Genomic DNA, 26,129 nt, shown 5'->3' on the forward strand with positions numbered 1-26,129 from the left:
CTCAGCGTATAACTAGCTTCGCCCCCCGGGCTCTATCGGGCTCCCACCGCCGTATACGTACATGGGAACACTCGGGCTCACGGAGAACGCGGGCACTATGGGCGCATCCCCAAGGTTGAAGACCGTCACGTTGTAGGAGGCGTTTCCTCCCATGCCGTACGCCATGACGTAGTACTCTTCATTTATGGTCACCCTGAACTGCGTGCTGCCCCCATGGTAGGGCAGTGGTACTATTCCGAGCACTATGAGCACGAGGACTACTACGACAGCTGCATCCCGTAGCCTGGGCAGTGGGGGGGAGACGTTGTTCAGTGACGTCGGGCCCCCTGATTCCGAACACTATTGCGAAGACAGCCAGCAGTATCCAGAACGGGTAGTAAAGGCCAAGCACGACCAGCAGGGCCACCGAGATGTAAGAGAGGTAAACGGACTTCCTGCCGAGTACGGCCGAGAATATCAGGCCGCCGTCAAGGTAGCCGAGGGGGGGAGCGCGTTGAACGCGGTGACAACGATGCCTACCCACCCCCCCGCAAAGCCCAGGATGTTCGGCGCGCTCCCAAGGGGGGAGGAAGTGGTCCAGTATCCCGGTATAGAGGAGGGGGAAAAGTAGTTTCCTGAAGGGCGTGTTTATTGCCCTTGAGTAGTCGATCTGCGGGAGGCCCTTCAGTGTGGAAATGGAAATGAAGAAGAGGGCGATGATGAAACCGGAGAGGAGTGATGAAAGGCCGGAATAGAGCATTACCTTCCTTGACGGGTATGGCCTGTTGGGCGCGTTCACGCTGCCAAGGGTGCCCAGGGTTATGGGGTCAGGTATGAAGATGGAGAGCCCGTACTCCATGCCGTTCATCTTAAGTATCATGGCCTTGGGTATTTCCCTGGCCAGGAGGAAGGTCAGGACAGGTATGAAGAAGAAGATGAGGGCATTCTGGAGGTTGCCCGCGAATGTGCTTGCCTCGTAAGTTGCGCTTGAATAGCTGTAACCGGAATATATGACAGTTGCCAGCGTGGCAGCCAGAAGGATGTACCTGTAAGGGAAGGCCCTGCTGTCCCAGGTCTTCCTCACTATGGTGATTTCAGATCCGCCTGCGGTGGTGAATGCCACGTAACCCTGTTTCTCCAGCTCCCGGACGAGGGAAGTAAAGTGCTCCTCGCCATAGAGGTCGAAGTTCGATACCCTGAAGACGAGGAAGTCGCCGTCCCTCTCTGCACCCTCGACCTCGTAGTACTTCGAGACCCTTGACTGTATCTGCCTTACTTCCTCCTCGTCAAACATTTATTTTGCTATTTAGCGTTAAACTTGCTTATTAACTTTTCAGGGTATTCCTGCGAAACTGCTTCTGCGTACCTCTGCCCTTCTCTGAGTACTTTGAGGCCTTCGACCTGGAGAACGCCGGCGCAGCTGAGCGTGGACGAGGTGCAGACCACCCTGTATTCCCTCCCGTCCCTGTAAAGCATTATCACGCCTGGCACCTTCCTGGAGTTCACCACGGTGGGTATCTTCTTCAGGAGCACGGGTATGTTGGGCACCTCTATGACCCTGAAGCCCCCCCTCCATCCATGCCCTCCAGGTACCTCTCGGCAACAGCACTTGCCAGGCTCTCGACCTCCTTTTCCAGGCCTATCTTCTCCCCCCCCAGCAACCTTGAAACTGCCTCGCTTACGCTGCCCTGTGGCTTCAGCTCCAGCCTTATCCTCTCCATCTCCGCGTGCTCCTTCTGGAAGTGGTCAAGCGCGGCGGGGGGGCCGGCAACGAAAGTGAGCCTCTGGACGCCCTCCTGTATGGTCTCCGTACCTATGATCTTTACCATGCCGATCTGGCCTGTGGAACTCAGGTGCGTGCCCCCCCCGCACCCCTCGGCATCGAGGTCCTCTATCTCAACAACCCTTATTTTGGGCCCCTCTGGTATGCCGCCCTCAAAGAGCCTGAACCCGTACTTGGACAGGCCCTGTTCCATTCCATGTTCGTTACAATTATCTTCCTGTCCTCAGCGATGACACGCATGCACTCCTTCTCGATCCTCCTGATCTCTTCTTCCGTTATCTTGGAATAGTGTGTAATGTCCAGCCTGCTGCTCTCGACGTTCTTCTGCACGCCGCTCTGCCAGACGTGTTCACCGAGGACCTTTCTCAGTACGCCAAGGAGCAGGTGGGTTGCGGAATGGTGAACGGATAGGTACCAGCGCCTCTCACCGTCGACGTGGCCCATTATCCTTGCCCTTTCCGGTATTGGCTCCTCAAGCACGTGTACTATGCATCGCCAACCTTCTTCACATGCATGACCCTTATGTTCCTGCCACCGTACGTGAAGTAACCGGTATCGCAGGGCTGCCCACCCCCCTCAGGGTAAAAGGCAGTCTGGTTCGTTATGATCTCGTTTCCCCCCCTGGAGAAGAGGACAAGTGCGTTGAAATCACGGATTGACCCGTCGTCGTAGTAGAGTGGCCTCGTCTTTATGTCAGGGTAATCCTCCCTCCTCTTCTCCACCCTGGCTTAACTTCGTGCCTCTTCAGCACCATGAGGGTGAAGTTCTCGGGCACGGTGACCTTGACACCGTTTTCCTCCGCTATGGCCTGCACAAGCTCGGGCGGTATACCGTGAGAATCGTATAGAGTGATCAGGTCTTCCTGCCCTATGCCCTTGCCCCCCCTGGATATGAGCCTGCGCACCTCATTTGTGCCAGACCTCACGGTCTCCCTGTACCTCTCAGCCTCCCGCTCCAGCACCACCCTGACGAAGCCCTCCGGGAAATTGGCCACAATGGTGCTGAACTTCATGGCCTGCATCTTCACAATGTCGAAGAGCTGGAGCTTGCACCCGAGCTCCTCCAGGGCCCTCAGGGACCTCCTTATGAGGAGCCTGGCAAGGTAGCCGACCTTCGTGTTTGAAGGTATGACGTAATCGGAAAACATGAAGAACAGCGTCCTTGCGTGGTCTGCCACAATGAAGGCGTCCTTGGTATATTTGTAGAGGTGGAGGTTCTCCTCCGTTGCATCGCTTCCCAGGGCCTCCCTGACAGACGATGTGCCGTACTCATCCCTGCCGGCGAGGTGCTTCACTATCTTCTCCAGGTATTCATCACCCAGCCTCCTCTTGCCAGATGCCTCAAGGATGGCGTCTACAACGTCGCCGTAGAGTGCGTGGTATACGGTCGGAGTCCCCTGGGAGAGCCATGCCAGCCTCTCCAGGCCATAGCCCGTGTCCACTATGTTCATCTCCATGTGCGAATACCTGGTGCCCTCAATCTCTATGTCACCGTTCGGGTCCTCCCTGAGGTCCATGAACACCAGTGTGGCGACCTCGAGCCCCCTGACAAACACCTCGACTGCAGCGCCAGCATTGCCGCCTCCGGACCACGGTTTCTCCTTGTACGTGATTATCTTGCCGTCTATACCGAGCACCTCGGTGAGGAACCTGTGGCAGTATTCCACTGTCTCGCTCCTCCAGTACACGTACCGGCCAGGCCTGTTGAAGGCGTCGTGACACATCATCTCGAAGCTTGTCAGGTGCCTGCCCGTGGCACCCACGCTCTCAACGTCGTTCATCCTCACGCAGGGCTGCGACATGACTATGGGGTTCCCGGGCGGCTCAACCCTGCCTGATGTGACGTGGGGGGGCTGGAAGTCGTATATGGAGGCGTTGACCAGCAGGACGTCATCCCTCCACCTTGGTACTATGGGGGGGTAAGGCTTCAGTACCTTGTGGGTGCTGCTGAAGAAGTTTATGAAGCGTCCCTCATCTCGTCCACGGTGTACCTGTATTTTGTGGGCGGGTTTCCTATGAACTCGTACTCTGAGCACGGAGGGTCACCGCACCTCTCCCTTCCTGCGTCAAGCGTCCAGAAGTAGGAACCGCAGCTGGTGCACTTCTTCCTCATGAAGCCATTCCTTGTGAAGAACTCAAGTTCAAGTGGCCCCGTTTCCTGGGTCATCCGTTGCATATAGGTAGACACTATTTAACGCTATTTTATCTCCTGAGGTGCATCAGGTAGTTGTTCCTGGCGTTCGGGGGGGACAGGTCTATGACATTCAAGACCTTCCAGCCGGAACCTTCGAACTCAGTTATGGCCCTTTCCAGTACCCTCTGGGGGGGCTTCTCCCTGGAGTTGATGGATGTGGCCTTGAGGATGAATATGGCCTCCCGTACGGAATCGAAGTGGTCAGCGTTCCACATGAATATCTGTACCTGGTTCCTCTGTGATATGTCCTGGTAGATTAAGTCCGGAGCCTCCAGGAAGAACGAGTACCTCTCTGGGAAAGACGCGTCGTCCAGCACGGGGGGGTATATGTTGCTCCTCCTCTCTGCTAGCCTGAGTAGCCTGCTGAACGGCTCCAGCGCCACCTCCACTGCGAATATCCTTGACCTGGGGGGGTAGATGTCTGACAGGTGGCTCACAGTTGTGCCAGTGGATGCCCCCCCAAGGTACAGCATCTCGCCCAGGCCTGCAGGCAGGCCCCTGAAACCCTTCAGTATCGCGGTGGCCAGCTTGCTCCTCCTTGCCACCCACTCCCTCATGAGTCTGGATCCGGACCTCCTGAAGGTCTCGCCGTATACGGGCACGGAATCGCTTGTGACGGTGAAAAGCCTGCTGCCAGACCTGATTATGTTTCCGTTCGTCTGTGAACCCCCCCTCTGGAAAGCTGATTAACCTGTAGGTATTATTCTTAGCGGTACCGATGGAATGCGAGATGTGTGGCAGGAAGGTCGAACGCACCAGGAAGGTCAGGGTGGACGCAGCCATCCTGAACGTGTGCGATGCCTGCGCCAGGTTCGGGACTCCACTGGAAGATAACAGGCCGAGGGCCCAGGTGAAGCAGGAGATCGTGGTCAGGGTGCCACAGAAGCCCCCTGAATCTCTTAAGCCAAGGGAGGTGAGGAAGGCCCAGAGGAAGGTGGATGACGTTGAGCGGTTCACGATCGTTGAGGACTATGCAAGGCTGATACAGCAGGCAAGGAACAGGCTCTCCATGACGCAGGAGGACCTGGCCAAGAAGATACTGGAGAGGAAGAATGTGCTTGCGAGCGTGGAGAGGGGCGACCTGATGCCTGACCTGAAGATGGCCAGGAAGCTGGAAAGGGTGCTGGGCATAAAACTGATCGAGGAGGAGTAACCGTCAAAAAGTCTAAAAAACCTGAGTTTGGCGGAATCTAGACTTGACGCGACGGAAAAACGTTAAATATCATTCTTCGGTTATTAACACCAGGTAAGGGAAGTGAAGATAGAGGTCGGGCAGAGGTTTGATCTCGAGATAGACAGGGAGGACGTGGAGGGAGAGAACCCGGGGGGGCCCATAATAGCGACCTGGTACCACATGGGCACTCCGATATATGTTGAGCTCAGCGTCAACAAGTCTCTCCTGAGGGCCCTGAGGGACTTCTTCAGGAAGTACGGGAGGAAGAGCGCGATAGTTTCCATCGCCAGGGTATCAAGGTACAGGTATGAGGTCACGCCCACCGTTGTGCTTCTGAACAGGCAGGGAAACGACGTGAGGCAGATGAAGTTCTAGGGCCATTCACGTCTTCGCAGTTTCTCCCACTTCCATCTAAATGTATGTTTTCGTCACAATCCTTAAATAATGGCTTTGAGTTAATAATATCGGTCATTCATGGGACGCAAAAAGGACTTCAAGGATGACCTAGAAGAAGATGAGGAGCTGGACCTAGACGAGATGGCTTTTGGAGAAAGCAGGGAAAGGAGGAAGGCTTCAAGGAACGACCCTCGTTCTGTCCCTAGGAAATAGAGTTGCCTCCCTTATGTTGGGCAGGTCAAGGAGGATCATGACGAGCCTCTCGAGGCCGAGGCCCCCAGCCTGCGTGTGGAGGCATTCCGTACCTGAAAGCCTTTATGTAAAACTCGAAGTCAGTCGGGTTCAGGCCCTTGGCCCTGAACCTCTGTTCAAGCATTTTTGGGTCGTGCACCCTCTGTGCCCCCCTGACGTTATCTCCTTTTCCCTGAACTGGAGGTCGAAGGAGTTCGTTATCTCAGGCCTCTCCGGGTCAGGCATAGTGTAGAAGGGGGCGGAGGCTTGAGGGCCATTTTGTTATGAAATAGAAGCCGCCCATCCTGTCACCCAGGAGCCTGAGCTGCTCCGGTGACAGGTCTTCTCCGAAGTTCACGTTTATCCCGTCCCTGGAAAGTTCCTCGAGGCACCTCTCGTACGTTATCCTGGGAAACGGTACCCTGGCCTCAGGCATCCTCAGGGACAGCGCCTCCAGTTCACCGCCGAGGTCCTCCTTCACCTGCTTTATTCCCTGTCCTATGGCGTTCTCCAGTATTCCCATCACGTCCTCATGGTCTGCGAAGCTCACCTCGATATCGACGCTCGTGAACTCGTTCAGGTGCCTTGGAGTGTTGTGCTCCTCCGCCCTGAAGGCGGGCCCCCACCTCAAACACCCTGTCAAGTCCCGCTGACATTAGGATCTCCTTGTACAGTTGCGGTGACTGGTTCAGGTACGCCTTCTTCTCAAAGTACTGCACCGGAAAGAGTTCTGCCCCGCCCTCTGTGGCGGCTGCAACTATCTTGGGGGGGCTGTGCACCTCAACGAAGCCCTGCTCCTTCAGGAACTTCCTTATGCCCCCCCAGAGCATGGAGCTCTCGACCCTGAATATCATGGCCTTCTCCGGCTTCCGGAGGTCTATGAACCTGTTGTTCAGCCTGGTCTCGAAGTCTGCCTCCACAGGGTCGTCAACTCCCATGGGCAGGGGGTGCATCGGACCTGTTAAGAATATTTATGCTGTAAGCGTCTATTTCGGCCCCCCCAAGCCTGCTCTTGGGCTCCTCCACGATAGCGCCGGAGACGCTTATTACGCTTTCCCTGGCAAGGTCGGACACAGCATCCCTTAGTTTCTGATCCTTCACATTGACCTGGAGCCTGCCGGTGCTGTCCCTCAAAACTATGAAGGTGACGTTCTTGAGGTTCCTTATGTCCTGCGCCCAGCCGGCAACAGTTACCTCCCTGCCATTCGCTCTGCCTCTGAGAATGTCCCCCCCGATGTAGGTTCTCTGCATCGGGAGATTATGCCAAGCTCATAATAAAACTGTTCCTGGAAGTCGGTACGGTTTCCGCATATTTTTATGTGCTCAAATAATTTAGTCATGTATGTCTCGCTACATTCTGGGCTTCGATGTGGGCGGTACGAAGATCAGCGCGGTGATCGGAGATGAAGGCGGCAACATAATAGCAAAGGTTTCCAGACCCACGGTGCGACACCTGGGCAAGAAGAGGCTAATACAGCAGATGATAGAGATGGGCCACTCCGTGATGGAGAAGGCCGGTTCAGCTGACGTTTCAAAGATAGGCATTATATTCGCAGGCCTGGTGGACAGTGAGAAGGGGATAGTCAAGGTGTCCCCCCCCAACATCCTGGGCCTCAACAACTTTGCAATAACCAGGCCACTGAGCGACGAGTTCGGCGTGGAGGCGGTGCTTGAGAACGACGCAACTGCCGCCACCATCGCGGAGCGGGTTTACGGCTCCGGAAGAAATGTCGACAACTTCGTCTACCTGACCCTCAGCACAGGGATAGGTGGTGGGGGCTTTCGTTAACGGGCGCCTGATGAGGGGGGGGCACATGGAATGGCAGGTGAGATGGGCCACATGGTGATAATGTCCAACGGCCCGGTCTGCGGGTGCGGGAGGAGGGGGGGCTGCCTGGAGGCAATAGCAGGGGGGGGAAGGGGGGGTATCGCCAGGAGGGTGGCTGAGAATATAAGTGCAGTGAGGGACTCGGAACTCTTCTCGAAGGTAAAGCCAAACGAGATAGATGCGCGGACCGTTTTCGAATACAAGAAGAAGGGGGGACATGTTCGCCCAGCTCATCGTCGAGGAGACGATCTACTACCTGGCTGTGGGCATCGTCAACATAGTGAACATCCTGGATCCTGAACTGGTAATAATAGGAGGGGGAATAGCTAACGCGGGCAGAGAGCTCTTCCAGCCACTGAGGGCAGCAGTAAACCAGGAGTTCAAGAGCATGTACAGGCAGGTGAAGATCGTCAGGGGGGGCATGAAGAACGGTCACGACATAGCGCCCATAGCAGTGCCCGTGTACCTTGAGGGTCTGGAGGCAAAGGCCAGCGGATAGACCTGAACTTGTCTAGCCTGGCCATCTCCACTGGGTATCCAAACCTCTTACCCTGTCACGGATCCATAATTTTCAGTGGGGGGGAGGGAAGCCCAGCTGGGCTTCATAGTGTAGGCTTGGCACACCGCGTTGTTGCTTCAGGCTCCAAAAAGCGCCGATGGTATGTATCTATAGCTGTGTGCAGTGTTGGTGTCTAGAAACTGATATAATTGATTGCACAGATACCGAAAAAAAATAGGAGTAACAGTTCTATTTCTTGATGAAAGACAGATGTGGCATCTACATAGGTGTTGCACTGGTGGCATTTGTTCTGCCAGCCTCTTTTAGTTTAACGGCAGTATCCAGCACAGGCACTCACGCAGAGAGGACAGCAGACTCTGCCCCCCCGACCCCCCCAATAATGTATTATTCCATTAATCATCCGGAAAAGTACGGGAATATTTACGTCCAGTACTGGGCTTACCTGGGGCCACACGGTGAACATGTCTACTGGTACGGTATAGTTCACGTTACCGCTGAAAACGGCGCAGTCCTAGACGGAGGTTATCCTTTCTGGAATGAGTATGATGTAATCGGATCACATAGCACTGGAACCATTGACTTCACTTCACCGGATGCTTCTGTGGGCAGCCCCCAGAGCATATATGCCTTTACCCCCCCTGAAAACACGATCAGCAGCGGTTCGGCAGAAACTGTTACCTTTGGTTTTTCAGCATCAGCAGGTTATGCGGGCGTCAGTGCTGGCGGTACAATTCAGTGGCAAGTCAACTATCCTGAATTCGAGGAGGTCGCCACCTCTCTGACGGCGACAGATGGCGCATGGGCATTCTATGACAACCAGGCCTTGAATGGTCCCAACCCAACTGCAGCATCCTTCTCTGCAGGAGTGGCGGTTCCGGTGGTAAAATACAATGCGCAGAGTATAGACAGTTCCTGCTCGATGACAGCCCTGCTTTCGGAGTGGGGCGGCCTGTGGATCACAGCTCATACCTATTCAGTGACCAAATACTTATTTACAGAATACATCAGTTGAAGCGGGGGGGTTGGTGCAGGTTTGAGCGATGAGGCTTCCAGAAGGAAGAGAATCATAGTCATCCTCATAGTCGTTATAGTGGTATATGCGTCTATTTACCTTTACATCCGCATTCAGCAGGACAGGATTTACAATGTGGATATCACAGTGAAACCAGGTAGTCTCGTCGTAAAGCAGGGAGAGGAGCTACCGTTCTACATAAATTCCAATGGTGCCGGTGTACCATTCGATGTTAACGCATACACGTACCTGAGCGGCCTTAGGCTTGATTACCTTGGCCTGAATGACAGTGGAAGTGCCAGTGGCTCTCAGTGCTTTGCCCTTGTCAAATTCAACCTGAGCGGCTCCGACCCTGATGTTACGGCATACTGGAACGGTACAATTGTGTACCTGACGAACAGTGGCCCGAGGTATTACCTGGCGCCGGCAGGATACTATCTCATCGGCCAGATAGTGGAGAGCTCCCCCCCAGACACTCGTGGTAATGTGTTCATGAACTTCACAGTACCGCATGAGACGATTTTCGTATCAGGCCTGTACCTGAACTATTACCTCAACCTGACAAACGACACGCTTGGCTCACGCTCACCCCCATTGGCACTAATTCTTCGGGAAACTTCAGCGCCACGATAGTTTCAGATAACAATGGAACAGCTTCAGCCACCAATGTAGGAATAGGGGGTTCTGAGCAAGACATACATAAAGTTCGAGTACATCATGCAATCACCGGAGGACTCAATCAAAGTGATGGTTCGCATTGGCCATGGAACTCTATACACGGCCATTGGAAATTACGGTGGTCCCATTGCCCAGGATTAGTGTGGAAAACCTGACAAAGACATACGGGCATTTCCGAAGGTTCAATGCCCTTTCTGGCTGCTCCCTGACAATAGACACTCCTGGCTTGTACTCCGTTGTGGGCCCCAACGGAGCTGGCAAGACGACTCTGCTGAAGATAATTGCAGGCCTGATAAGGCCGACGGGAGGCAGCGTGACGGTCCAGGGGGGGAGCACATTCTACGTTCCGGAAAACGCGGCATTCTATGACAACCTAACGGCTCTCGAGCACTTTCAGCTCATCGAAGACTCCTTGGGATCCCATAGCACCTCAATGAAGCCAGAGGATGTCCTGGACCTCATGGGCTTCCGCGCGAAAGGAAGGTCTCAGGATACTCAAAGGGGGGGATGAAGCGCAGGCTCGACATAGGCATGTCACTGGTCGCAGATCGGGACATAATGCTACTCGACGAGCCCTTTGAGGGCCTTGACCCCCCCTCCTTTTCCGAGGCCCTCTCAGCGGACCTTAAGAGGCTGAACGATGGGTCCCGGATCATAATACTGAGCAGCCACGACCTGGCAAGGGTGGAGGACCTCTCTGACGTGATCATCTTCCTCAAGAGGGGGGGCTCCATAGTGACTACGGTGGAAAGGGGGGGAAAGGCGGACAGGGTCACTATAAAGGTACCTGGTGGCCCTAATGTCGAAGATTTCCTGGGAAGCCTGGGGGGGTTCAATATGAAGTGCGCGGGGGGGATGGGATCATCGTGACTGCCGGAAGGGAAAGGTCGCAGGACCTTCTGAGGCAGCTCATTGCAAAGGGAATAGAGGTGGAGGAGATGAAGTCCCCAAGCCTGCTTGAGACGTACCGCAGGATAATGGAGGGAGAGCGGTAATGTACATGATGGCAGTTCTTGCGCACCTACGGAAGGACCTCAGGATCAGCATCAGTCTAACATGTATATAGCCATTATATCACTTTGGAGCTTTGTATCCCTGGTGATGGCCCTGTACATCATTGATAGCAGCAGGCACCTCACCTTCTCAGACCTCGTGGCATACCGTTTCATTGATAACCTGATGGATATGTCAGTTTTCCTCTTTCTGATTCCGGCCATCCTCATTCCCGTTGAACAGGAATCAGGGATGATCGATGTATACAGGGGGGGTGCACCTCCCGTTCAGTGTCATCTTCACATCGAAGCTGGTATCCTGCCTGGTGTATTTCCTGACCCTTGTTCTATCCTCCATTGCTATGTTTTCGATTGCCTACGCCGTTTCCAGGGCCTCAACAGTGACTCTGGCAGTGTTCGGAAGGGGGGGTCCTGGCCTTACTGACTGCCATCCCCCCCTCCTGATATTCATCTTCCTTCCAGCCTTTGGCTACATATCGGCTCTCTCATATGCCTCCTCCAGGAGGTGGGTACCGATACTCTTCTCAGCGCTTATGTTCTTTATGCTGTTGTTTGCCGTCAAGAATATCGACCTGTTCTATGAGGGATACGACTCCATCGGCAACTCCGCTATGTTTCACGTCCCCACCTTCTATTATCCCTTGCTCGTATCGTTCCCGGCATCATCCATCGGCATCCTGGCGGAGGCTTACGGCCTACCGACCGTTAACGAGAAAGACCTTGGGCAGACAACGGTAATAGCAACACCATTCTTTCATGCCTTCCTGGGCGAGAGCGGCTATGCCTCTGGATACTCGCCTTCTTCATAATTTTCATATCTGTGAGTTACCTGGTGGGGGGGAGGTTGAAGTATCAGTATGGATAGCGCGCCATAGCTGTGGCCATAGCGGTTGTGGTGGTTATCGCTCTGTTCGTTTACTTCCACGGTGGTAGGCCTGCACACTCCAGCGAGACCATTGGAAAAAACCCCCCCACAAGCACTCTCACAATTGTGGCAGACTTCAACATCACCGTGCCCGATTTCAACTACACTTTTTCCCTGCAAGAGAATGCCTCCGAGATCTTCCTGAGTGCCTACTCCAACGGTACCATGGGCACCATCAAGGTCTTCAGCCCCCAGGGATACCAGGATATCACTGTGGAGGTGGGACCTGGGAACGATTCTTCCTACGAAGATGCTGCATTTTCCGATCCCCCCCCTTACGTGAACCTCACAGCGGAACATGGCGTTTAGTGGCTTCCCTGAGCGAGGTGAAGTCGGTACATGTCGTGATCTATGCAGCCTTTCTATGAAAATTCCCTGCATTCAAGTATCACCGATGTCCTCACATCACCGGTCGTGAAAGGGAGGATCTAATGGCAGACGCCAGAAAAGTACATCCTCTTGTCATGCTGCTGCCACTGTGGTTATTGTTCAGACAATGGTACTTAGCTCACTGTGCAGTAGGGTCGAGACAGGGTTTGCCACAGGGTTATCACGCGTAGGGTCCTAAACATTGCCCAAGCCTGTGATGCCAATTCTGGTACATCTCCACCATCCTTTCCAAGCATCAATGGAGCCCATCATGGATCTTAAATCAAGCCGTCAGTTCAATTCAGCTGCCATTATCTGGAAGATCTTTACGGCACAGTCTTTCGATGGTACTAAATTTCTGTTCTTGATCCACATCCCTGAACTCATTGTCCGTTGGTTCCATTATTTTAGTTAGGCTTACCGGTCTTCTTATGGTTCTTGGCATTCTTAGTGTTTCAGTATTGAAGGGGGGGCGCCCTACCTCATGCTGTATATGACCTTATGGTATCTGGAGCACCGCTTATCACCGAACTATTGAATTCTTCTCAGTGTATCTCTATTTGGTGCTGAGAGAGACATCCCTGAGAGCTGCTTCCTACGTCCACTTCCTTTCCGTCACGGACATGTATCTGGGGTTCGGAAATCTTGTATGCACCTTTTGTGAATAGTGGCTTGAAAACCTGTCCCTGGGTATATCCACCCCCCCGATGCTAGGTAGCCAATCTGCTATTAATAGAGGGGCTTCTTCAACCCACCTCGGATCGATCGGGACGACATCTGCGCATGCCAGGTGATACCCATTCGTAACACCCACTGAGCCTTTCTTCCGCTCTCCCAGGGGATGCCTTTATCTCCTCCCTTTAACATGCTTCCCATGAATACGCTGACTGTCGTTCGTACCACCTCAGATACATTTTCTTTAGACTGCCCATCAATCATTGACTCTCCCTGTCCGCTCGAGGTGTATTCTTGCACTTTTCTGGGATTTTCAAGGCCCCTCCCATGGTCACCTACCACAGGATCCTTTACACTATGGGGCTCGCACACCTCTAACGTCTTGGTGAAGGACGAAACTAAAGGAGAACATCGCCCTTCAGGGGGGGTGGGAGGAGGTCAGTTAATTCAGAGTTGCTGTTCAATGCTGCCTAACGGGGGGGTTTCCTGGACCTGGGAACATGTGCATCCTTACCTCCCACTTGGTCAATTACTTTAGTTCTATCTTTGGTGCGCACCCTGTGCCGCAATACAACCAAGTAGCTGAGACCAAACACCCATACAAATATCTCAATTCCTATATACCTTAACAGGTAATGACCATAATCCAGTGGTGAAAGCCAAACACTAGTTCCTACCGTGGTCATGTAGAAGCCAAGCGTCCGGACGAGAGTTGTGTTTGCGGAATGGTAAAGTGTGTCTAGGAAATCCGAATTTCCAGAGGCCTGCATGATTACGAGGACGTTTGAGTTTCCGGTTGAGGCGTACTGGTACTCATTGGGAGATCTTAAGGACCCTCCCGTTAGGTATGAACGTGGAACCCCAGAAATATTGAAATTGTAAATTGAGACTGAAACGGGTGAGATCGTTCCTATCTCCCTCGAATATCTTAACAAGGTGGAATTGTTTCCGGAGTAACCTATTGAAAATGAAAACCGGCTAGGGCCAATCACAGATCCAATGAGGCCACCCGGAAGCGGTACAATGGACCCTCTCTCAAGCGAATCGTTGTTCAGAATGGTCCTTACGAATCCGTTTGAAAGTGGATACGTTTCAACAGTATGTTGAACGTACCTAACTATGCCAGGAACAAACATCTGGTCAACGATTTGGACATTCACCTCTTTTCCCTGAATTTTCAGATAAAGTATGCCGGTGGAACTCATTGGAACTGTTGTATTGGAGATGTTAGAGTTGAGAACTTCAGCAGACGGACAGCTGAATTGATAAAGATAAAAAGCACCATCACTGTATGGATCGGAAGTCATTCCAGCTCTTTCTTAAAGTTCATTGGCAAGAGGAGCCGTGGACAGGACTACCGTCAATATAGCTAAAAGAGTCAAAAACAGAAATGAAAATCTCCTGAACCTCATGGGGGGGCACCTAGTCCTTAACTACTTCTGTAACCTGCTTTATTAGTTCCTGCCAGTCCACAACCACATTTCCATTATGCCACATCTCTCCATATACTTGTCCATTTGAATATAATTCCATTGGAATTTGCGCATGTGATTCCCAGTACATGTCAATGAAATACTGCGTTTGGAAAGTCAGACAAATCTGGAGAACTTGTGAACTTACAGTTACACCATTCACGGTTATGTTAGCCCACGAAACCTCAGTCGGCGTTATCTTGTATACTGTATCTGGAATGACCACAAACGGGTTCTGAGCTACGGTAAAGTCCCAAGTCCCTCCTATAAGTTCCTGAAGGTTGGTGTTAGCTGTCGTAGCCTCTGCCGTTACTGTCCATGTAGAGCTGGGGGGGTGAAGTAATAATGATTCCCGATTTGATAGTATCCATAATTAGCGCTCATTTGAAGCCATCCGCCGCCGGCGAAATAGCCAACGAAAGGAATGTTATCTCCCCCCCAACTCTAAATGTACTTCATGCTGTGACCCACAGAAGATACTGAGCCACCACCGCCTGGACCAGGCGCTATCATTATTGGTTGAAATCCTGTGGCCACTGAAACATCGTTTGTCAATGGCGCATTGTTGGCATGCGTAACTTTATCGCCAATCATTTTATTTAGACCAAGCATGACAACGGAGGCCAGACTTACCAAAAAAAGCACTGAACAGTAAATCGCCTACTTCCACATTGTCATTATTTTTCTTAATATTCCGCAATCTCATCATTAATCGAAGTTATACTCATATATCATATATAAATATTAAGTCTGATTTGGGTTATTGCAGGAATCGCAGTTAGGATATCATTTCAAACCGGGCTTAATTCATCTGTCGATCAAATTGACATTTATCTCCCAGTGTGGACTTAGAATGTCACAGCTCTCTAAAATTTTCAGACAAATGCTGAGGATTGTCAGGCTGACTATGTTGTTGCATATATATCAGGCGCAGTTGCCTGCAGACCAATGTCAAGGCCCAAGTCTGGAGGTGGGAAAGGGGGAGAGGACGAGCTGCTAAAACATGGGGGCGCCATATCTATTGCAGGTTAACTCATTCTTTAGAGAACGATGATTTCCATCACCTTCTAGACCTGCTCCCTGTTGTTATCTTTGGTGCCATTATACTGCTGTAAGTAATTGGCTTTAACCTACCTGTGGTATCTAACTCCCTTTACTGACCTAATGGGGTGTCGGTGGGGGGGCCGTAACGTTTCTGTTTGGGATCAGGGCCATCAATCAACCCGTCTTTCTCTCTATAGGATCATACTGATAGTACTGATAGCAGTTTGTCGCCACGAATTTTCCTCAGGAAATAGATTATTCTTACTCTCACTGTGGATTCCAGTAACTACATCACAAACCGTCTGGTACTCTCGGATACTTTAGCTAAGCCAGACAAAGTGTTTGCCATCTACTCCCTGGCCGACCGAAGAAGCATTCTTGTATTCTCCAAGGCATCTCTTCGATCTCTCCAGGTTCAGCAAAAATCGCCTACGCGAACTGCAAAGCGGATCGTTAACACGGCATTAAATACCACATCAGTTGTTATTGAAATGGCATCATGGGTGCCTGAGAAATACCTCCATATATAATGTTAGAAACTCTAAAGGGGGCCGAGGAAGCAGGAGAAGCCGCCGACGGGGTTCGGACCCGCGACCTCGTGCTTACCAAGCACGCGCTCTACCAGGCTGAGCTACGACGGCACCTGATTCACCACCGTAAGGTGTTTGAAGTATTTATTTGTTAGAGTCACCGGTGGCCAATACCACCTGCATTTCCTGCACCTCAAACCCCCCCTCTGGCCACAGTGAAGGTATGGCCAGAAATCCTTGCACACCATGTCCCACGGGCACACCTTAACAGGCCCAGCCTGAAAAACTCCTGGCACTTTCCTCAGAAACTGCAACACAGGCCCAGTGGCAGGAACGTGCCTTCGGAGCACCCCGCTCACTTTGCCGATCTGTTGCTCCGCTGACATGGAAATCGCTTTATCCCCGATAGAAGATGTAAGGGCAATGATCCCCGCCAGCGAGCAGGATACGGAACTTGACCCGAAAGTCGTGATGGAGACCTGGGATAGGTTCTTCCTGAAGTACGGCTACAGGGATCAGATATCGAAGATAGGAAGCGAATATCCCGACACTAAGACGCTCTACGTTTCCTACAGGCACATCTCCGAGTTCGATTCAAACTTCTCGTCCCTCATCCTGGAGTACCCTGAGGTGGTGCTCTCTCTCGGTGAGCAGCTCATCAGGGAAGAGTACATTTCGCCCGGCAAGAAGGTGAAGAACAGGAGGTTCAACATAAGGCTGACCGAGATAAACCTGAGGGAGACGCTCCACGAGATCAGGGACCTCAGGGCCTCGCACGTCGGGAAGCTGGTCAGCGTCACGGGCATAGTGAGGAAGAACACTGAGGTTATGCCCAGGCTCTACTACGCCTCGTTCCAGTGCTCGAACTGTGGCCATGTCATGAGGATAAGGCAGGAGAGGGGGGGCAGGCTGGAGGAACCACAGGTGTGTGAGGGCTGTGGCGAGGACAGGCACAAGGTCAGGTTCAGGCTTGACCTGAGCGATTCGGAGTTCGTGGACAGCCAGAAGATCGAGATCCAGGAGAACCCGGAGACACTAGAGGGTGGAGCACAGCCGCAGAGGATCACGATCATCCTCGAGGACGACATAACGGGAAAGATCTTTCCGGGCGACAGGGTCACCGTGGACGGTATCCTGAAGGCGGAGCAGAAGAGGGCGGGGAACACCCTGCTCACGGAATTCTACACCTACATCTACGCCATCAACTACAGGAAAGAGAGCAAGGAAGTGGAGGACATCCACATAACAGAAGAGGACGAGCAGAAGATAAAGGAGATGGCAAGGGACCCGAACATAATAGAGAAGCTTGCGAAGTCCATCGCCCCCCCGACGATCTATGGCCTCGAGATGGTGAAGACATGCCTTGTCCTCCAGATGTTCGGTGGGGGGGTGAGGAAGACCATGAAGGACGGTACCACCATGAGGGGTGACATACACATCCTGATGGTGGGTGACCCGGGGACAGCAAAGTCCCAGCTCCTCAAGTACATGACAGAGATCTCGCCGAGGAGCGTCTTTGCCTTCGGGAGGGGGGGGTCCAGCGCAGCTGGCCTCACCGCAGCCGCTGTCAGGGACGAGTTCGGTGAAGGGAGGTGGACCCTGGAGGCAGGTGCGCTCGTCCTGGCCGACAACGGCTTTGCCGCAATAGACGAACTGGACAAGATGGATGAGAAGGACACGGCAGCCATGCACGAGGCCATGGAACAGCAGACCGTGACCATTTCCAAGGCGGGTATAATGGCGACCCTGAAGTCGAGGTGCAGTATCCTTGGCGCTGCGAACCCGAAGTTCGGCAGGTACGACCCGAACAGGACAATTGTAGATCAGATAAACTTCCCCCCCGCCCCCCCTCCTCTCGAGGTTCGACGTGATCTTCAAGATCATAGACAGGCCGGACAGGAACACGGACGAGAAGCTGGCTGACCATGTCCTGAGGGCCCACAGGGTGGGAGAGATATACAGGAGCCTGGAGCAGTCAGAGCAGATCGATATGGAGATACCGGAGGAGGAGGGTTTCAAGCCGCCATTCGACAAGGAGATGATCAGGAAGTACGTTGCCTATGCGAAATCGCACATAGTCCCGAGGCTTTCAGACGAGGCAATAGAGCTACTGAGGGAAGAATATGTCAAAACGAGGACGCAGGCCGCTGATTCGATACCCATAACTGCCAGGCAGCTCGAATCAACAATAAGGCTTGCGGAGGCGGCTGCCAAGGCCAGGCTCTCGCCCATAGTAACTGCGCAGGACGCCATGCTGGCGAAGAAGATCGTTGACTTTTACCTCCGGGACGTCTCGGCAAGCAACGGCCAGGTGGACATCGACATATTGCTTAGCGGAACGACGAGCAGGCAGAGGAACGAACTTGAGATGGTCTACGATGCAATAAAGGAGATCAAGTCCCAGAAGAGGGTTGTCGAGGTGGAGGACGTAGTGGCACTCTGCGTATCCAGGGGGGGGATGCAGAGGGAGAAGGTGGAGCAGTCCATTATAAAACTTAAGAACATGGGCCAGATATATGAACCGTCCTACAACAGGCTCGATGTGATAGGTAGAGGCTGATGCCAAACAGGATAACGATGAAGATGAGGCATGTCCACGGTGAGGTGCTCCTTGCAGCTGCGGACTCCGAGCTGGTCGGGAAGGAGTTCAGGGAGGGCAGGCTGCACATCAGGGTAGACCCGAACTTCTACGGAGAGATCAAGGTCTCGGAGGAGATGTTCATAACGTCGCTTGGAATGTGCACAATAGCCAACCTAGTTGGAAAGAGGGTGGTCGGCATAGCCATAGAGAAGGAGTTCGTTGACCCTGAAAACGTGATCTATATCGATGGCATACCGCACGCGCAGTACGCGAAAATGGAAGAATGAAGCGATGGACACTGCTGGCAAGAGGGAACAGGTCAGGAAGGTATTCGAATCGATTTCATCGAAGTACGACCTGATTGATACATTGATAAGCTTTGCACAGGACCAGAGGTGGAGGAGGAAGGCTGTATCCCTCCTTGGCATAGGAGGGAACGAAAGGGTCGTGGACTGCGGCGCCGGCACAGGAAAGGTGACAAGGATGATCAGGGAGGCCTGCCCCGGTTGCCAGGTCTACGCTGTGGACATAACCGAGGGCATGCTATCCAGGGCCAACATACCCGGTGTGAGGTTCATCCTGGCGCCCGCGGAGAATATACCCATAGAGGACAGCTCCATTGATGCAGTGATATCAGCATTCCTCACCAGGAATTTGGAGAGCCTGGAAGGCTATTTCTCTGAGGCGTTCAGGATCCTGAGGCCCGGAGGGCGGTTCGTTAATCTGGACATATTCAACCCCACTGATGGGGGGGCTATGAGGATCCTCTTCCCGCCTTACTTCTACCGCATCGTGCCCGCCATAGGCGACTTGCTCACATCATCCTCTTCCTATTCTTACCTGGCCAGGAGCGTGAGGGGGGGATTCAGGCGGCCGGAAGAGATCGCTGGCATGATATCCTCAGCGGGTTTCAGGAAAGTCGAAACTGTGAGGCTGGCCATGGGCACGGTCTGGATCCACAGGGCCTTCAAGTGAGCACTCCTTTTATACGTTGTCGGAGTACCGAAACCATGTCCGTCAGGACAGTATCCAGGCAGGAACTCTGGGACTTGATGAAGTCCGGCAATGTTGTAGTGGTAAACGTCCTGTCCAGGGTGTCTTACGAGGACATGCACATACCGGGGGGGAGCATATCGATTCCTTTCGACGAACTTGAGAACGGCGGCTGGAGGAAGCTGGACAAATCGAAGCTCATAATCACATACTGCCATAACAGCAACTGTGGCGCATCAAAGCGAGCAGCCGAGCTCATTGCGAGCCATGGCTACAAAGTGGCAGCATATGAGGGCGGGATAAAGGAGTGGTATGAGTCGGGCATGCCTGTGGAGGGGAGGCTTGCAGGAAATAGTAACGCAGAAAGGAACTGAGGGAAACTATGTCATATTAGGAGTTGTATTAATTAATATCTTTTCCCTAGGGAATGGACACGCCACTTGGGCTGTGCGAAGGATGTGGAGCTTGCTATATCAAAAACCTCATTTCTTGGGAGTTTCACTGGTTCCATTGCCATCCCGGTTAAGCAGGCTTCGGCATGAAGTGCTCGTACCCCCCCTGCTGCGTGATCCTCCTCCACGAACCGTTCTCGAATATAATGTTGTCACCGTCCCACGTCTCTCCTATGAACGTTACGCTAATGCCCTCGTCCTCCATGGCCTGGGCGAACTCCCTGTACCTGGCCTGTGGGACTGTGAAGAGGAGCTCATACTCCCCCCCACCGAAGTTGCAGGCGATCTCTGTCCTTGTGAGTCCTGATATGAAGGACGCCTTATCCACGTGCTTGCCGGCAGGTATGTCGTCCCCCCCAACTATCTTGAAGCCAATCCCATAGTCGTGCTTCACCTGCGCGATTGATGAGAACAGCCCGTCTGAGAGGTCCATCATGAACTGCGCCCCCCCGTGCTCGGCGATCTTCAGCGCCTCCTTCACCCTGGGCTCTGCAGAGAAGAGCAGTTTCAGCCCGAGGCTCCTGGAATAGCCGTGCTTGTAGAAGATGTAACCGGAGGCTTGTTCCCCAAGGGTGTTGGTGACGGCCACAAGCTGCCCCTTCCTTATCCTTGACCTCAGCGTCGTCAGGGACTTCCTCTGCCTGCCTATGATGGTGCCAGAGAAGACGTTGCTCTGGCCCTGCTTTAGGTCACCGCCGAGCAGTTCCGTGTGGAAGCGCCTGAGCTGCCTGGACATGGATTCCTCGAACCTCTCCAGGTAGTCCATGTCAACGTCTTCCCTCAGGGTGTAGGCTGTGACGAAGTAGAGCGGAATGCCGGCCATTGCCGCTATGTCACTCAGGTTCACGGTTGCAAAGAACCTGCCCGCCATTTCTGGAGTCGTCCCGTCTGGAAAGTGGCCAGACTCGTTGAGGCTATCGGTGGAGATGAGGAGGTAATCCCTCCCGGCCGGCACAACGGCACAGTCATCCTTGCTCTGCCCCTTCACGTACCTGGAGAATATCCTGTCTATGATGCCCCCTTTCCCCCCAGAGATGAAAGTGCCACCATAGAATCACAACCAGACTGAGGACCTGGCCACCCTGCTTGATAGGAGCCTGAAGTCCACCTGCTCCAGCTGGCTTGCCTCCATCCTTATCTCCCTCCAGTACTTCTCCGGGCACCTCTCCATGTACCGTTCCAGGGCGCTGAAGTCCTGTTCGAGGGAACACCTGTATATCAGCGAAAGAAGTTCCCTACTGTCCTCGTCGTTGTGTGCCCCCCCCTCTCCTTGTTCCCAGCCGTGGGGGGGTACGAGATCACCTGCGTACCGGACTTACGGGTGGAAAGGAGCACCCTGGCGACGCTCCATAGCCTTGGCGGCCTGTACAGCCCACGGGAATAAAGGAACTCCACGAACGTGTTCCTCTGGATGTTCATGGGGTTCACTGATACGTCGTTGCTGTAGGGTGCCGCATCCTGCACGGACTTTATGCAGTCCTGCACTGCCGATTCCTCGTCCATCATGGGAGGCTTCAGGAGCAGGTAGGTTCTGACCTCAAGGCCCAGGGACCTTGCCCTAAGGGCTGCGTCCACGAACTTCCTGAAGCTTGATCCCTTGTTCACAGATCTCCTTATAACCTCATCGCTGGAGCTTTCAAGGCCTATGGCCACCCTTGTGGGCACCCCCCCTGAGGAGATTATCTCACGGAGGTTCTCCTCCCTTATGTATTCTGTCCTGGACTCCACTAGCAGTTTGTCCAGTTTGGCCGCAACGGTATCAACGAAGTACTGCCTCACTGGGGGGGGAGGCACTTCCATGGGGGGGTCAAGGAAGGAGCCGGATGTGAATACCTTGAGGACGCTCACACCACCCAGGGAATTGGCTAGGTAGTCTACCTGCCGCATCAGGTCTTCTTCGGTCACAGTGGGCGATGTGTCGTTGAAGTAACCACACATCGAGCATGACGAGAACCTGTACCAGGAGCAGCCCCTGGTCCTGAATATCACAACCGCTGTGTCCTCCGGAAAGCCCCTGAGCCTGTCCTTCTCCCTCCATATGGACACCGGCCTCTGGTTGTCCCTGTTCCTGTGGCCTTCAGGCATCAGGGATTTTATGAACGCAGCGTAGTCTCTCTCAACCACAGTACGGTGAGTTAACCTGCCCTATTAAGTGTTTTCAGCGCACAACAGTTGCAGGGCATGGCGAGGTTTAAAGATGTGTAGCCATATTACCCATGTATATGCTATCAAGACGCATATCATCGGTCAGGGGATCGGCGACCATATCGCTGTCAAACAGGGCATCCTTAATGGAGAGGCAGGGCAAGAGGGTGCTCAACTTCGGTGTAGGGGGGGAGCCAGACTTCACAACGCCAGAAGGGATCATAGAGGGCGCTTTCCAGTGGGCAAGGAAGGGGGGGAAGACACATTACACACCGTCGGCGGGCATATTCGAACTCAGGGAAGCCATAGCCCAGGACTACGTGGAGAGGGGGGGCTTTGATGTTAAGCCAGAGAACATACTGGTGACTCCCACAAAGTTCGCGATTAACCTTGCGGTCTTCTCGACAATGGATCCCGGAGACGAGATCCTGATACCGGAACCCTATTACCTGTCATATTACGATATAGCGGCCATAAATGGCATCAAGCCCGTGCCCGTAAGGACCGGCGAAGACTTCAGTTTCGACTTCGACCTGATGCAGGAGTACGTCGGCCCGAGGACCAGAGGCGTGATAATAAGCAACCCGTCCAACCCCACCGGGCGTGTCTACGGCAGGGACGAGATCAAGGGGGGGCTCGTGGACTTCTGCGAGGACAACGGGATGCTCCTTCTCTCCGACGAGATCTACAGGTCCCTCGTATACGAGGGCCAGCCAGCCTCCCCCCCGCTCTCCTTTACAGGCCTCGACAGGGCCATAGTGATGGACGGCTTCTCAAAGAGCTACGCGATGACAGGCTGGAGGATCGGTTACCTGGTGGCAGACAGGCAGGTGATCGAGGGGGGGGCCAACAGGCTGCAGCAGCAGACGATAACGTGTGCCCCCCCTTCGGTCGCACAGTACGCCGCTCTCGAAGCGTTGAAGGACAAACAGAGCCCTGTGGAGATGAGGGAGAGGTTCAGGAAGAGGAGGGACCTCGTGCTCAGGGAACTGGGAAAGAGCTCCAGGCTCAAAATCGTAAAGCCGCAGGGCGCGTTCTACGTGTTCCCTGAGTTCTCGGACGCGAGGTCCTCGGAGAAGTTCTGCGAGGACTTACTGGAGGAGAAGGGCGTGATAGTGACACCAGGGAGTGCCTTCGGAGAGCAGGGGGGGGAGAAACACTTCAGGCTCTCGTTCGCCACGTCCGAGAGCGTTATAGAGGAAGGATGCAGGATGATAGTCGACTTCCTGGAAGGGAGCTGAGCATGAAGCGGATAGGCTGGAAGGGCAACTTCCATACCCGTTGGGCCCCGGACCTGGATCCAGTTGCAACGATCGAGAACGGGGGGGAGACCTTCGAGGTGGAAATACCAGATTCTTCCACAGGCCAGGCCTTCCCGGGCATGTCGCCAGAGGACATGGCCACAATGGACCAGTCCATCCTGGACGCGGCTGTTGGCCCATTCCTTGTGGAGGGTGCATCCCCCCCGGGGGGACGCCATATGTGTCGAGATCCTGGACATTAAAACCGCTGACTGGGGCTGGACAGCGATCATAAGGGACTTCGGCCTTCTTAAGAACAGGTTCGAGGAGGCGGTGCTGACATGGGACATAGGGGGGAGAGCGCTGTGGCCAGGGGGTGCCCTGAGCGGTATAAGGGTACAGGTGGAGCCCTTCCTGGGCATAATTGGGGTTGCGCCGGCCAGTGGTGAGTTCCCGATGATACCCCCCCGCAGGCATTCGGAGGCAACATGGACAACAGGCTCAACTGTACCGGTTCTAAGGTATACCTGCCTGTCTTCAGGCCCGGCGCTCTCCTCTCCCTCGGCGACCCACACGCTGCGCAGGGTGACGGGGAGGTGTGCGGCACGGCGATAGAGACCTCTGCCAGGGTGAGGCTCAGGGTGAGCGTTGTCAAGGGGATGGCCATAAGTTCACCCCCCCTCACGGTATCTCCGCAGAGGAGGCAGGAGGCATACGTGTGCACCACCGGGATCGGCGGGGGGGACCTCCACAGGGCAGCCCAGGACGCCGTGCTGTCAATGATAGGCCTGATATCATCTTCTGGCATACCTGGGCCAGAGGCATACATGCTGTGCAGCGTGGCGGGCAACCTAAGGGTGTCGGAGATCGTGGACGAGCCAAACTACGTGGTCTCAATGTGCATGCCATCAGGCATAATGGGAAGCATATTGCCAGGCGGTGGGGGGGAAGGTGCAGATTGAGGGTGACTACGAGGAAATCCTGTCATACTACGCCAACCTCTTCAGCATAAAGAAGCAGAGGGAGATCCAGGTGGACGAGTACACGTTCAATTACCTCGGCTGCAGGATCCTGGACACCGATGGAAAGGAGGTTGAGATGCTTTTCCCACCAAGGGAACTCTCTGACAGGGTCATCGAGATCAGGTTCAGTGTCAGGAGCCTAGGCGGCGTCGAGCCACTGGTCAGTGTGACCTGGGACAGGATAAGGGTGGAGCCGGAGCCGGACCAGAGGGAACTCCGGAGGTTCCTGGACAGGCTGGACACGTCCACATTCCGCTTCTTCTGAAATGTACAGGAAGGGCTACCTCGTAGCGCGGAACCGCATACCGACCAGTGGACCCCTGTTCCTGGGAAGGACAGCGAACGGCATCCAAGTCTGTGCTACAGGTGAGATGCTTGACACACACTGGGCGGTGCTGGGGAGGACGGGGGGGAGCGGAAAGACCACGATCCTCAAGCACGTGTGCGAGGGCCTTGTCAGGGGGTGGCCATAACCTTGTTGTCATAGACCCTCACATGGACCTGGGCTCATTCTGCCTCTCCCTCCTTCCGGAGAGGACACTCTACATATCGCCCCCCCGCCCTGTTGAGGTTGGCGGTGTGCAGAAGGCCCTGGCAATGCCGGTGATCGGGAGCTCCAGGGACCCGGAACTCCAGTCGTCTCTCCTGAAGGACGTGATCGTGTCGTCCCAGGACGGTGTCTGGGGGGGGCCAAGGCTGCAGGTCATAATGCGTGTGCTCCTCTCTAGGTTCATCCAGGCCGGCAGCACAGACCTCGCCGCCTTTGCGAAGACCCTGCTGGACAGGAACGCCCTCATCAGGGCGGTCGGGGGGGACACGGAGGAACCGCTCCTTGCACAGTTCATCAGGGAAATAACGCAGGACTGGAAATCATGGAGGGAGTACTCTTCTTCAACCCTCAACAGGCTCATACCAATAGTGAGCGACAGGGGGGGCATGCTGCACATAGTCTCTGGCAGGCCAGGCTACGACATGGGCCAAATGCTGTGGAGAGGTTCTGTGTTCGTTGTAGACACCTCCATGATACCGAGAGACACTGCCAGGGTACTGGCTGGCCTCGTCCTCCTTAGCATATTCTCACACTGTGCCTCTGAGAGGCCAGGGAGGAAGACGTTCGTCGTTGTCGACGAGGCCCACTCGGTGAGCCAGAGCGTCCTCGAGACCCTGCTCAGGGAGGGCAGGAAGTTCAACCTCCACCTGATACTCTCGACCCAGTTCATAAGGCGGGACGAGCCCCTTTACGCCTCTGTTGTGAACAACTGCCGGACCTTTGTCCTCTTCTCCCTTTCAGGGCCGGAGGCAGCAGCGGTATCAGGTGCCACAGGCATCTCTGGCCTGGAACCTGTACTCTCCTCCATGCCTTCCCTCACTGCACTCCTCTACTCAACCGCAGGCCCTGAACCGGTGGGCCCGGTCACATTTTCCACAGCTCCAGTTCATGGAGCGAACCTTGCTGTGGACGCCATCAGGCGGAGCGTGGAGCTCTACGGAACCCCCCGCTCGCCTCACCTGGCAGTGACGGGCCCAGCCTTCATGAATACATGGTAAGGGCCCTTTCATCGATCCTCTCCGCAAAGGGCATCCCATGGAATATAGGAAGGAGTGTGCGCGGGCGCATTCCTGACCTGACATTCGACCTTGATGGGAGGGAGTTTGTTGTGGAAGTGGAGGTCAGCGACCTTGACAGGAAGTCAAGGGTCGTGGGAAAGATGGCCTCCTATGCAGGCAGGGATGTAGTTTTCCTGTGTGACACTGGTAGGGTGCAGGACCTGTGCAGCATACTGGAGAGGCCGGTGGAGGTGAGGGAGAAATCTGGCCTCTGGCTCGAGATACCTGCTGTCCTCGAAGGGCGCGAGATCAGGTTTAGGGACCT

Annotated in this window: 28 protein-coding genes, 1 tRNA gene and 4 pseudogenes; 19 read left to right on the top strand and 14 right to left on the bottom strand. The window is 54.2% G+C overall.

Translation table 11 applies throughout. From position 1 onward, the window contains the following. Positions 1-12: 12 nt before the first annotated feature. The 9 genes from JCM13583_RS01670 to JCM13583_RS01705 are packed head-to-tail and all read right to left on the bottom strand — an operon-like array spanning position 13 to position 4,602. On the bottom strand, positions 13-192 hold the full coding sequence (locus JCM13583_RS01670; RefSeq protein WP_075056430.1) for a hypothetical protein: 180 nt from the start codon (positions 190-192) through the stop codon (positions 13-15). Beyond that, complete coding sequence (locus JCM13583_RS01675) at positions 179-1,273, bottom strand: hypothetical protein (protein WP_075056431.1); 1,095 nt, start codon at positions 1,271-1,273, stop codon at positions 179-181. Before JCM13583_RS01675 ends, JCM13583_RS01670 begins: the two co-directional genes overlap by 14 nt. An 8-nt stretch (positions 1,274-1,281) precedes the next feature. Further along, on the bottom strand, positions 1,282-1,527 hold the full coding sequence (locus tag JCM13583_RS01680; protein ID WP_075056432.1) for a hypothetical protein: 246 nt from the start codon (positions 1,525-1,527) through the stop codon (positions 1,282-1,284). Between the two features lie 2 nt (positions 1,528-1,529). Further along, positions 1,530-1,955, bottom strand: a complete 426-nt coding sequence (locus JCM13583_RS01685) for a hypothetical protein (RefSeq protein ID WP_075056433.1) — start codon at positions 1,953-1,955, stop codon at positions 1,530-1,532. Continuing rightward, positions 1,886-2,242 carry a hypothetical protein gene (locus JCM13583_RS01690; protein ID WP_075056434.1) on the bottom strand — a complete coding sequence of 119 codons (357 nt, stop codon included), beginning with the start codon at positions 2,240-2,242 and terminating at the stop codon, positions 1,886-1,888. Before JCM13583_RS01690 ends, JCM13583_RS01685 begins: the two co-directional genes overlap by 70 nt. Positions 2,243-2,247: 5 nt before the next feature. Beyond that, complete coding sequence (locus JCM13583_RS01695) at positions 2,248-2,484, bottom strand: hypothetical protein (protein WP_075056435.1); 237 nt, start codon at positions 2,482-2,484, stop codon at positions 2,248-2,250. Next, positions 2,451-3,797 carry a hypothetical protein gene (locus JCM13583_RS01700; protein WP_075056436.1) on the bottom strand — a complete coding sequence of 449 codons (1,347 nt, stop codon included), beginning with the start codon at positions 3,795-3,797 and terminating at the stop codon, positions 2,451-2,453. The genes JCM13583_RS01695 and JCM13583_RS01700 overlap by 34 nt, the downstream gene beginning before the upstream one ends. Further along, positions 3,719-3,928 (bottom strand): hypothetical protein, encoded by a 210-nt coding sequence (locus JCM13583_RS11800; protein WP_162509190.1) that lies wholly within the window; start codon positions 3,926-3,928, stop codon positions 3,719-3,721. Before JCM13583_RS11800 ends, JCM13583_RS01700 begins: the two co-directional genes overlap by 79 nt. A gap of 35 nt (positions 3,929-3,963) precedes the next feature. Further along, the gene (locus JCM13583_RS01705) at positions 3,964-4,602 is read right to left on the bottom strand and encodes a fibrillarin-like rRNA/tRNA 2'-O-methyltransferase (RefSeq protein ID WP_075056437.1); all 639 of its coding nucleotides are present in this window, start codon (positions 4,600-4,602) and stop codon (positions 3,964-3,966) included. Positions 4,603-4,673: 71 nt separating this feature from the next. Between JCM13583_RS01705 and JCM13583_RS01710 the strand changes: the two genes are divergently transcribed. Then, positions 4,674-5,108 (top strand): multiprotein bridging factor aMBF1, encoded by a 435-nt coding sequence (locus JCM13583_RS01710; RefSeq protein ID WP_075056438.1) that lies wholly within the window; start codon positions 4,674-4,676, stop codon positions 5,106-5,108. A 102-nt stretch (positions 5,109-5,210) separates the two neighbouring features. Then, positions 5,211-5,504: a hypothetical protein gene (locus tag JCM13583_RS01715; protein WP_075056439.1), complete on the top strand. Its 294-nt coding sequence runs from the start codon at positions 5,211-5,213 to the stop codon at positions 5,502-5,504. Between the two features lie 198 nt (positions 5,505-5,702). On the opposite strand, the pseudogene aspS reads toward JCM13583_RS01715, so the two are convergent. Then, positions 5,703-7,007, bottom strand: a pseudogene (gene aspS / locus JCM13583_RS01720) (aspartate--tRNA(Asn) ligase). 91 nt (positions 7,008-7,098) lie between these two features. Between aspS and JCM13583_RS01725 the strand changes: the two are divergent. The 7 genes and pseudogenes from JCM13583_RS01725 (at position 7,099) to JCM13583_RS01755 (ending at position 12,041) form a co-directional block, all read left to right on the top strand. Further along, positions 7,099-8,083, top strand: a pseudogene (locus tag JCM13583_RS01725) (ROK family protein). A gap of 256 nt (positions 8,084-8,339) precedes the next feature. After that, positions 8,340-9,116, top strand: a complete 777-nt coding sequence (locus JCM13583_RS01730) for a hypothetical protein (protein WP_162509191.1) — start codon at positions 8,340-8,342, stop codon at positions 9,114-9,116. Between the two features lie 21 nt (positions 9,117-9,137). Beyond that, positions 9,138-9,749, top strand: a complete 612-nt coding sequence (locus JCM13583_RS01735) for a hypothetical protein (RefSeq protein ID WP_075056441.1) — start codon at positions 9,138-9,140, stop codon at positions 9,747-9,749. A gap of 187 nt (positions 9,750-9,936) precedes the next feature. Next, complete coding sequence (locus JCM13583_RS01740) at positions 9,937-10,305, top strand: ATP-binding cassette domain-containing protein (protein ID WP_075056442.1); 369 nt, start codon at positions 9,937-9,939, stop codon at positions 10,303-10,305. After that, positions 10,302-10,664: a hypothetical protein gene (locus JCM13583_RS01745; RefSeq protein WP_075056443.1), complete on the top strand. Its 363-nt coding sequence runs from the start codon at positions 10,302-10,304 to the stop codon at positions 10,662-10,664. The genes JCM13583_RS01740 and JCM13583_RS01745 overlap by 4 nt, the downstream gene beginning before the upstream one ends. A gap of 397 nt (positions 10,665-11,061) precedes the next feature. Next, complete coding sequence (locus JCM13583_RS01750; protein WP_162509193.1) at positions 11,062-11,616, top strand: hypothetical protein; 555 nt, start codon at positions 11,062-11,064, stop codon at positions 11,614-11,616. Positions 11,617-11,684: 68 nt separating this feature from the next. After that, positions 11,685-12,041, top strand: a complete 357-nt coding sequence (locus tag JCM13583_RS01755; protein WP_075056445.1) for a hypothetical protein — start codon at positions 11,685-11,687, stop codon at positions 12,039-12,041. A 1,205-nt stretch (positions 12,042-13,246) separates the two neighbouring features. On the opposite strand, the gene JCM13583_RS11805 is transcribed toward JCM13583_RS01755, so the two are convergent. Together JCM13583_RS11805 and JCM13583_RS01775 are read right to left on the bottom strand one after the other, a co-directional pair. Beyond that, entirely contained in the window at positions 13,247-14,083 is an 837-nt protein-coding gene (locus tag JCM13583_RS11805) for a hypothetical protein (protein WP_162509194.1), read from the bottom strand. A 1,776-nt stretch (positions 14,084-15,859) separates the two neighbouring features. Next, positions 15,860-15,933: transfer RNA gene (locus JCM13583_RS01775), tRNA-Thr, on the bottom strand. A 360-nt stretch (positions 15,934-16,293) separates the two neighbouring features. Between JCM13583_RS01775 and JCM13583_RS01780 the strand changes: the two are divergent. From JCM13583_RS01780 to JCM13583_RS01795, 4 genes and pseudogenes are all read left to right on the top strand, one after another. Further along, positions 16,294-18,382 (top strand): annotated as a pseudogene (locus JCM13583_RS01780) (minichromosome maintenance protein MCM). A 17-nt stretch (positions 18,383-18,399) separates the two neighbouring features. Continuing rightward, positions 18,400-18,690, top strand: coding sequence for a DUF424 family protein (locus JCM13583_RS01785; protein ID WP_162509206.1), 291 nt, complete (start codon positions 18,400-18,402; stop codon positions 18,688-18,690). Between the two features lie 4 nt (positions 18,691-18,694). Then, the gene (locus JCM13583_RS01790) at positions 18,695-19,378 is read left to right on the top strand and encodes a class I SAM-dependent methyltransferase (protein WP_075056450.1); all 684 of its coding nucleotides are present in this window, start codon (positions 18,695-18,697) and stop codon (positions 19,376-19,378) included. A 35-nt stretch (positions 19,379-19,413) separates the two neighbouring features. Beyond that, entirely contained in the window at positions 19,414-19,770 is a 357-nt protein-coding gene (locus JCM13583_RS01795; protein ID WP_075056451.1) for a hypothetical protein, read from the top strand. Between the two features lie 148 nt (positions 19,771-19,918). Here JCM13583_RS01795 and thiL read toward each other — a convergent pair whose 3' ends face one another. Together thiL and JCM13583_RS01805 are read right to left on the bottom strand one after the other, a co-directional pair. After that, the gene (gene thiL / locus JCM13583_RS01800; RefSeq protein WP_162509196.1) at positions 19,919-20,851 is read right to left on the bottom strand and encodes a thiamine-phosphate kinase; all 933 of its coding nucleotides are present in this window, start codon (positions 20,849-20,851) and stop codon (positions 19,919-19,921) included. A 215-nt stretch (positions 20,852-21,066) separates the two neighbouring features. Further along, a complete protein-coding gene (locus JCM13583_RS01805; RefSeq protein ID WP_162509197.1) occupies positions 21,067-21,972 on the bottom strand; it encodes an archaeosine biosynthesis radical SAM protein RaSEA in 906 nt (301 codons plus the stop codon). 98 nt (positions 21,973-22,070) lie between these two features. Here JCM13583_RS01805 and JCM13583_RS01810 point away from each other — a divergent pair, with 98 nt between their 5' ends. The 6 genes and pseudogenes from JCM13583_RS01810 to JCM13583_RS01835 all read left to right on the top strand — a co-directional run. Next, positions 22,071-23,234 carry a pyridoxal phosphate-dependent aminotransferase gene (locus tag JCM13583_RS01810; RefSeq protein WP_075056453.1) on the top strand — a complete coding sequence of 388 codons (1,164 nt, stop codon included), beginning with the start codon at positions 22,071-22,073 and terminating at the stop codon, positions 23,232-23,234. 2 nt (positions 23,235-23,236) lie between these two features. Then, positions 23,237-24,196 (top strand): annotated as a pseudogene (locus tag JCM13583_RS01815) (acetamidase/formamidase family protein). Continuing rightward, the gene (locus tag JCM13583_RS01820; protein ID WP_162509198.1) at positions 24,186-24,521 is read left to right on the top strand and encodes a hypothetical protein; all 336 of its coding nucleotides are present in this window, start codon (positions 24,186-24,188) and stop codon (positions 24,519-24,521) included. The pseudogene JCM13583_RS01815 and the gene JCM13583_RS01820 overlap by 11 nt, the downstream one beginning before the upstream one ends. A gap of 1 nt (position 24,522) precedes the next feature. Then, on the top strand, positions 24,523-24,729 hold the full coding sequence (locus tag JCM13583_RS01825; RefSeq protein WP_075056455.1) for a hypothetical protein: 207 nt from the start codon (positions 24,523-24,525) through the stop codon (positions 24,727-24,729). Then, positions 24,710-25,804 (top strand): ATP-binding protein, encoded by a 1,095-nt coding sequence (locus JCM13583_RS01830; protein ID WP_171823344.1) that lies wholly within the window; start codon positions 24,710-24,712, stop codon positions 25,802-25,804. The genes JCM13583_RS01825 and JCM13583_RS01830 overlap by 20 nt, the downstream gene beginning before the upstream one ends. Next, positions 25,798-26,129 (top strand): hypothetical protein (locus JCM13583_RS01835; protein WP_162509199.1); only part of this gene is annotated, 332 nt, incomplete at its 3' end. The genes JCM13583_RS01830 and JCM13583_RS01835, both read left to right, overlap by 7 nt.

It is taken from the genome of Thermogymnomonas acidicola JCM 13583, from assembly GCF_001316105.1.
Taxonomy (GTDB): Archaea; Thermoplasmatota; Thermoplasmata; order Thermoplasmatales; family Thermoplasmataceae; genus Thermogymnomonas; species Thermogymnomonas acidicola.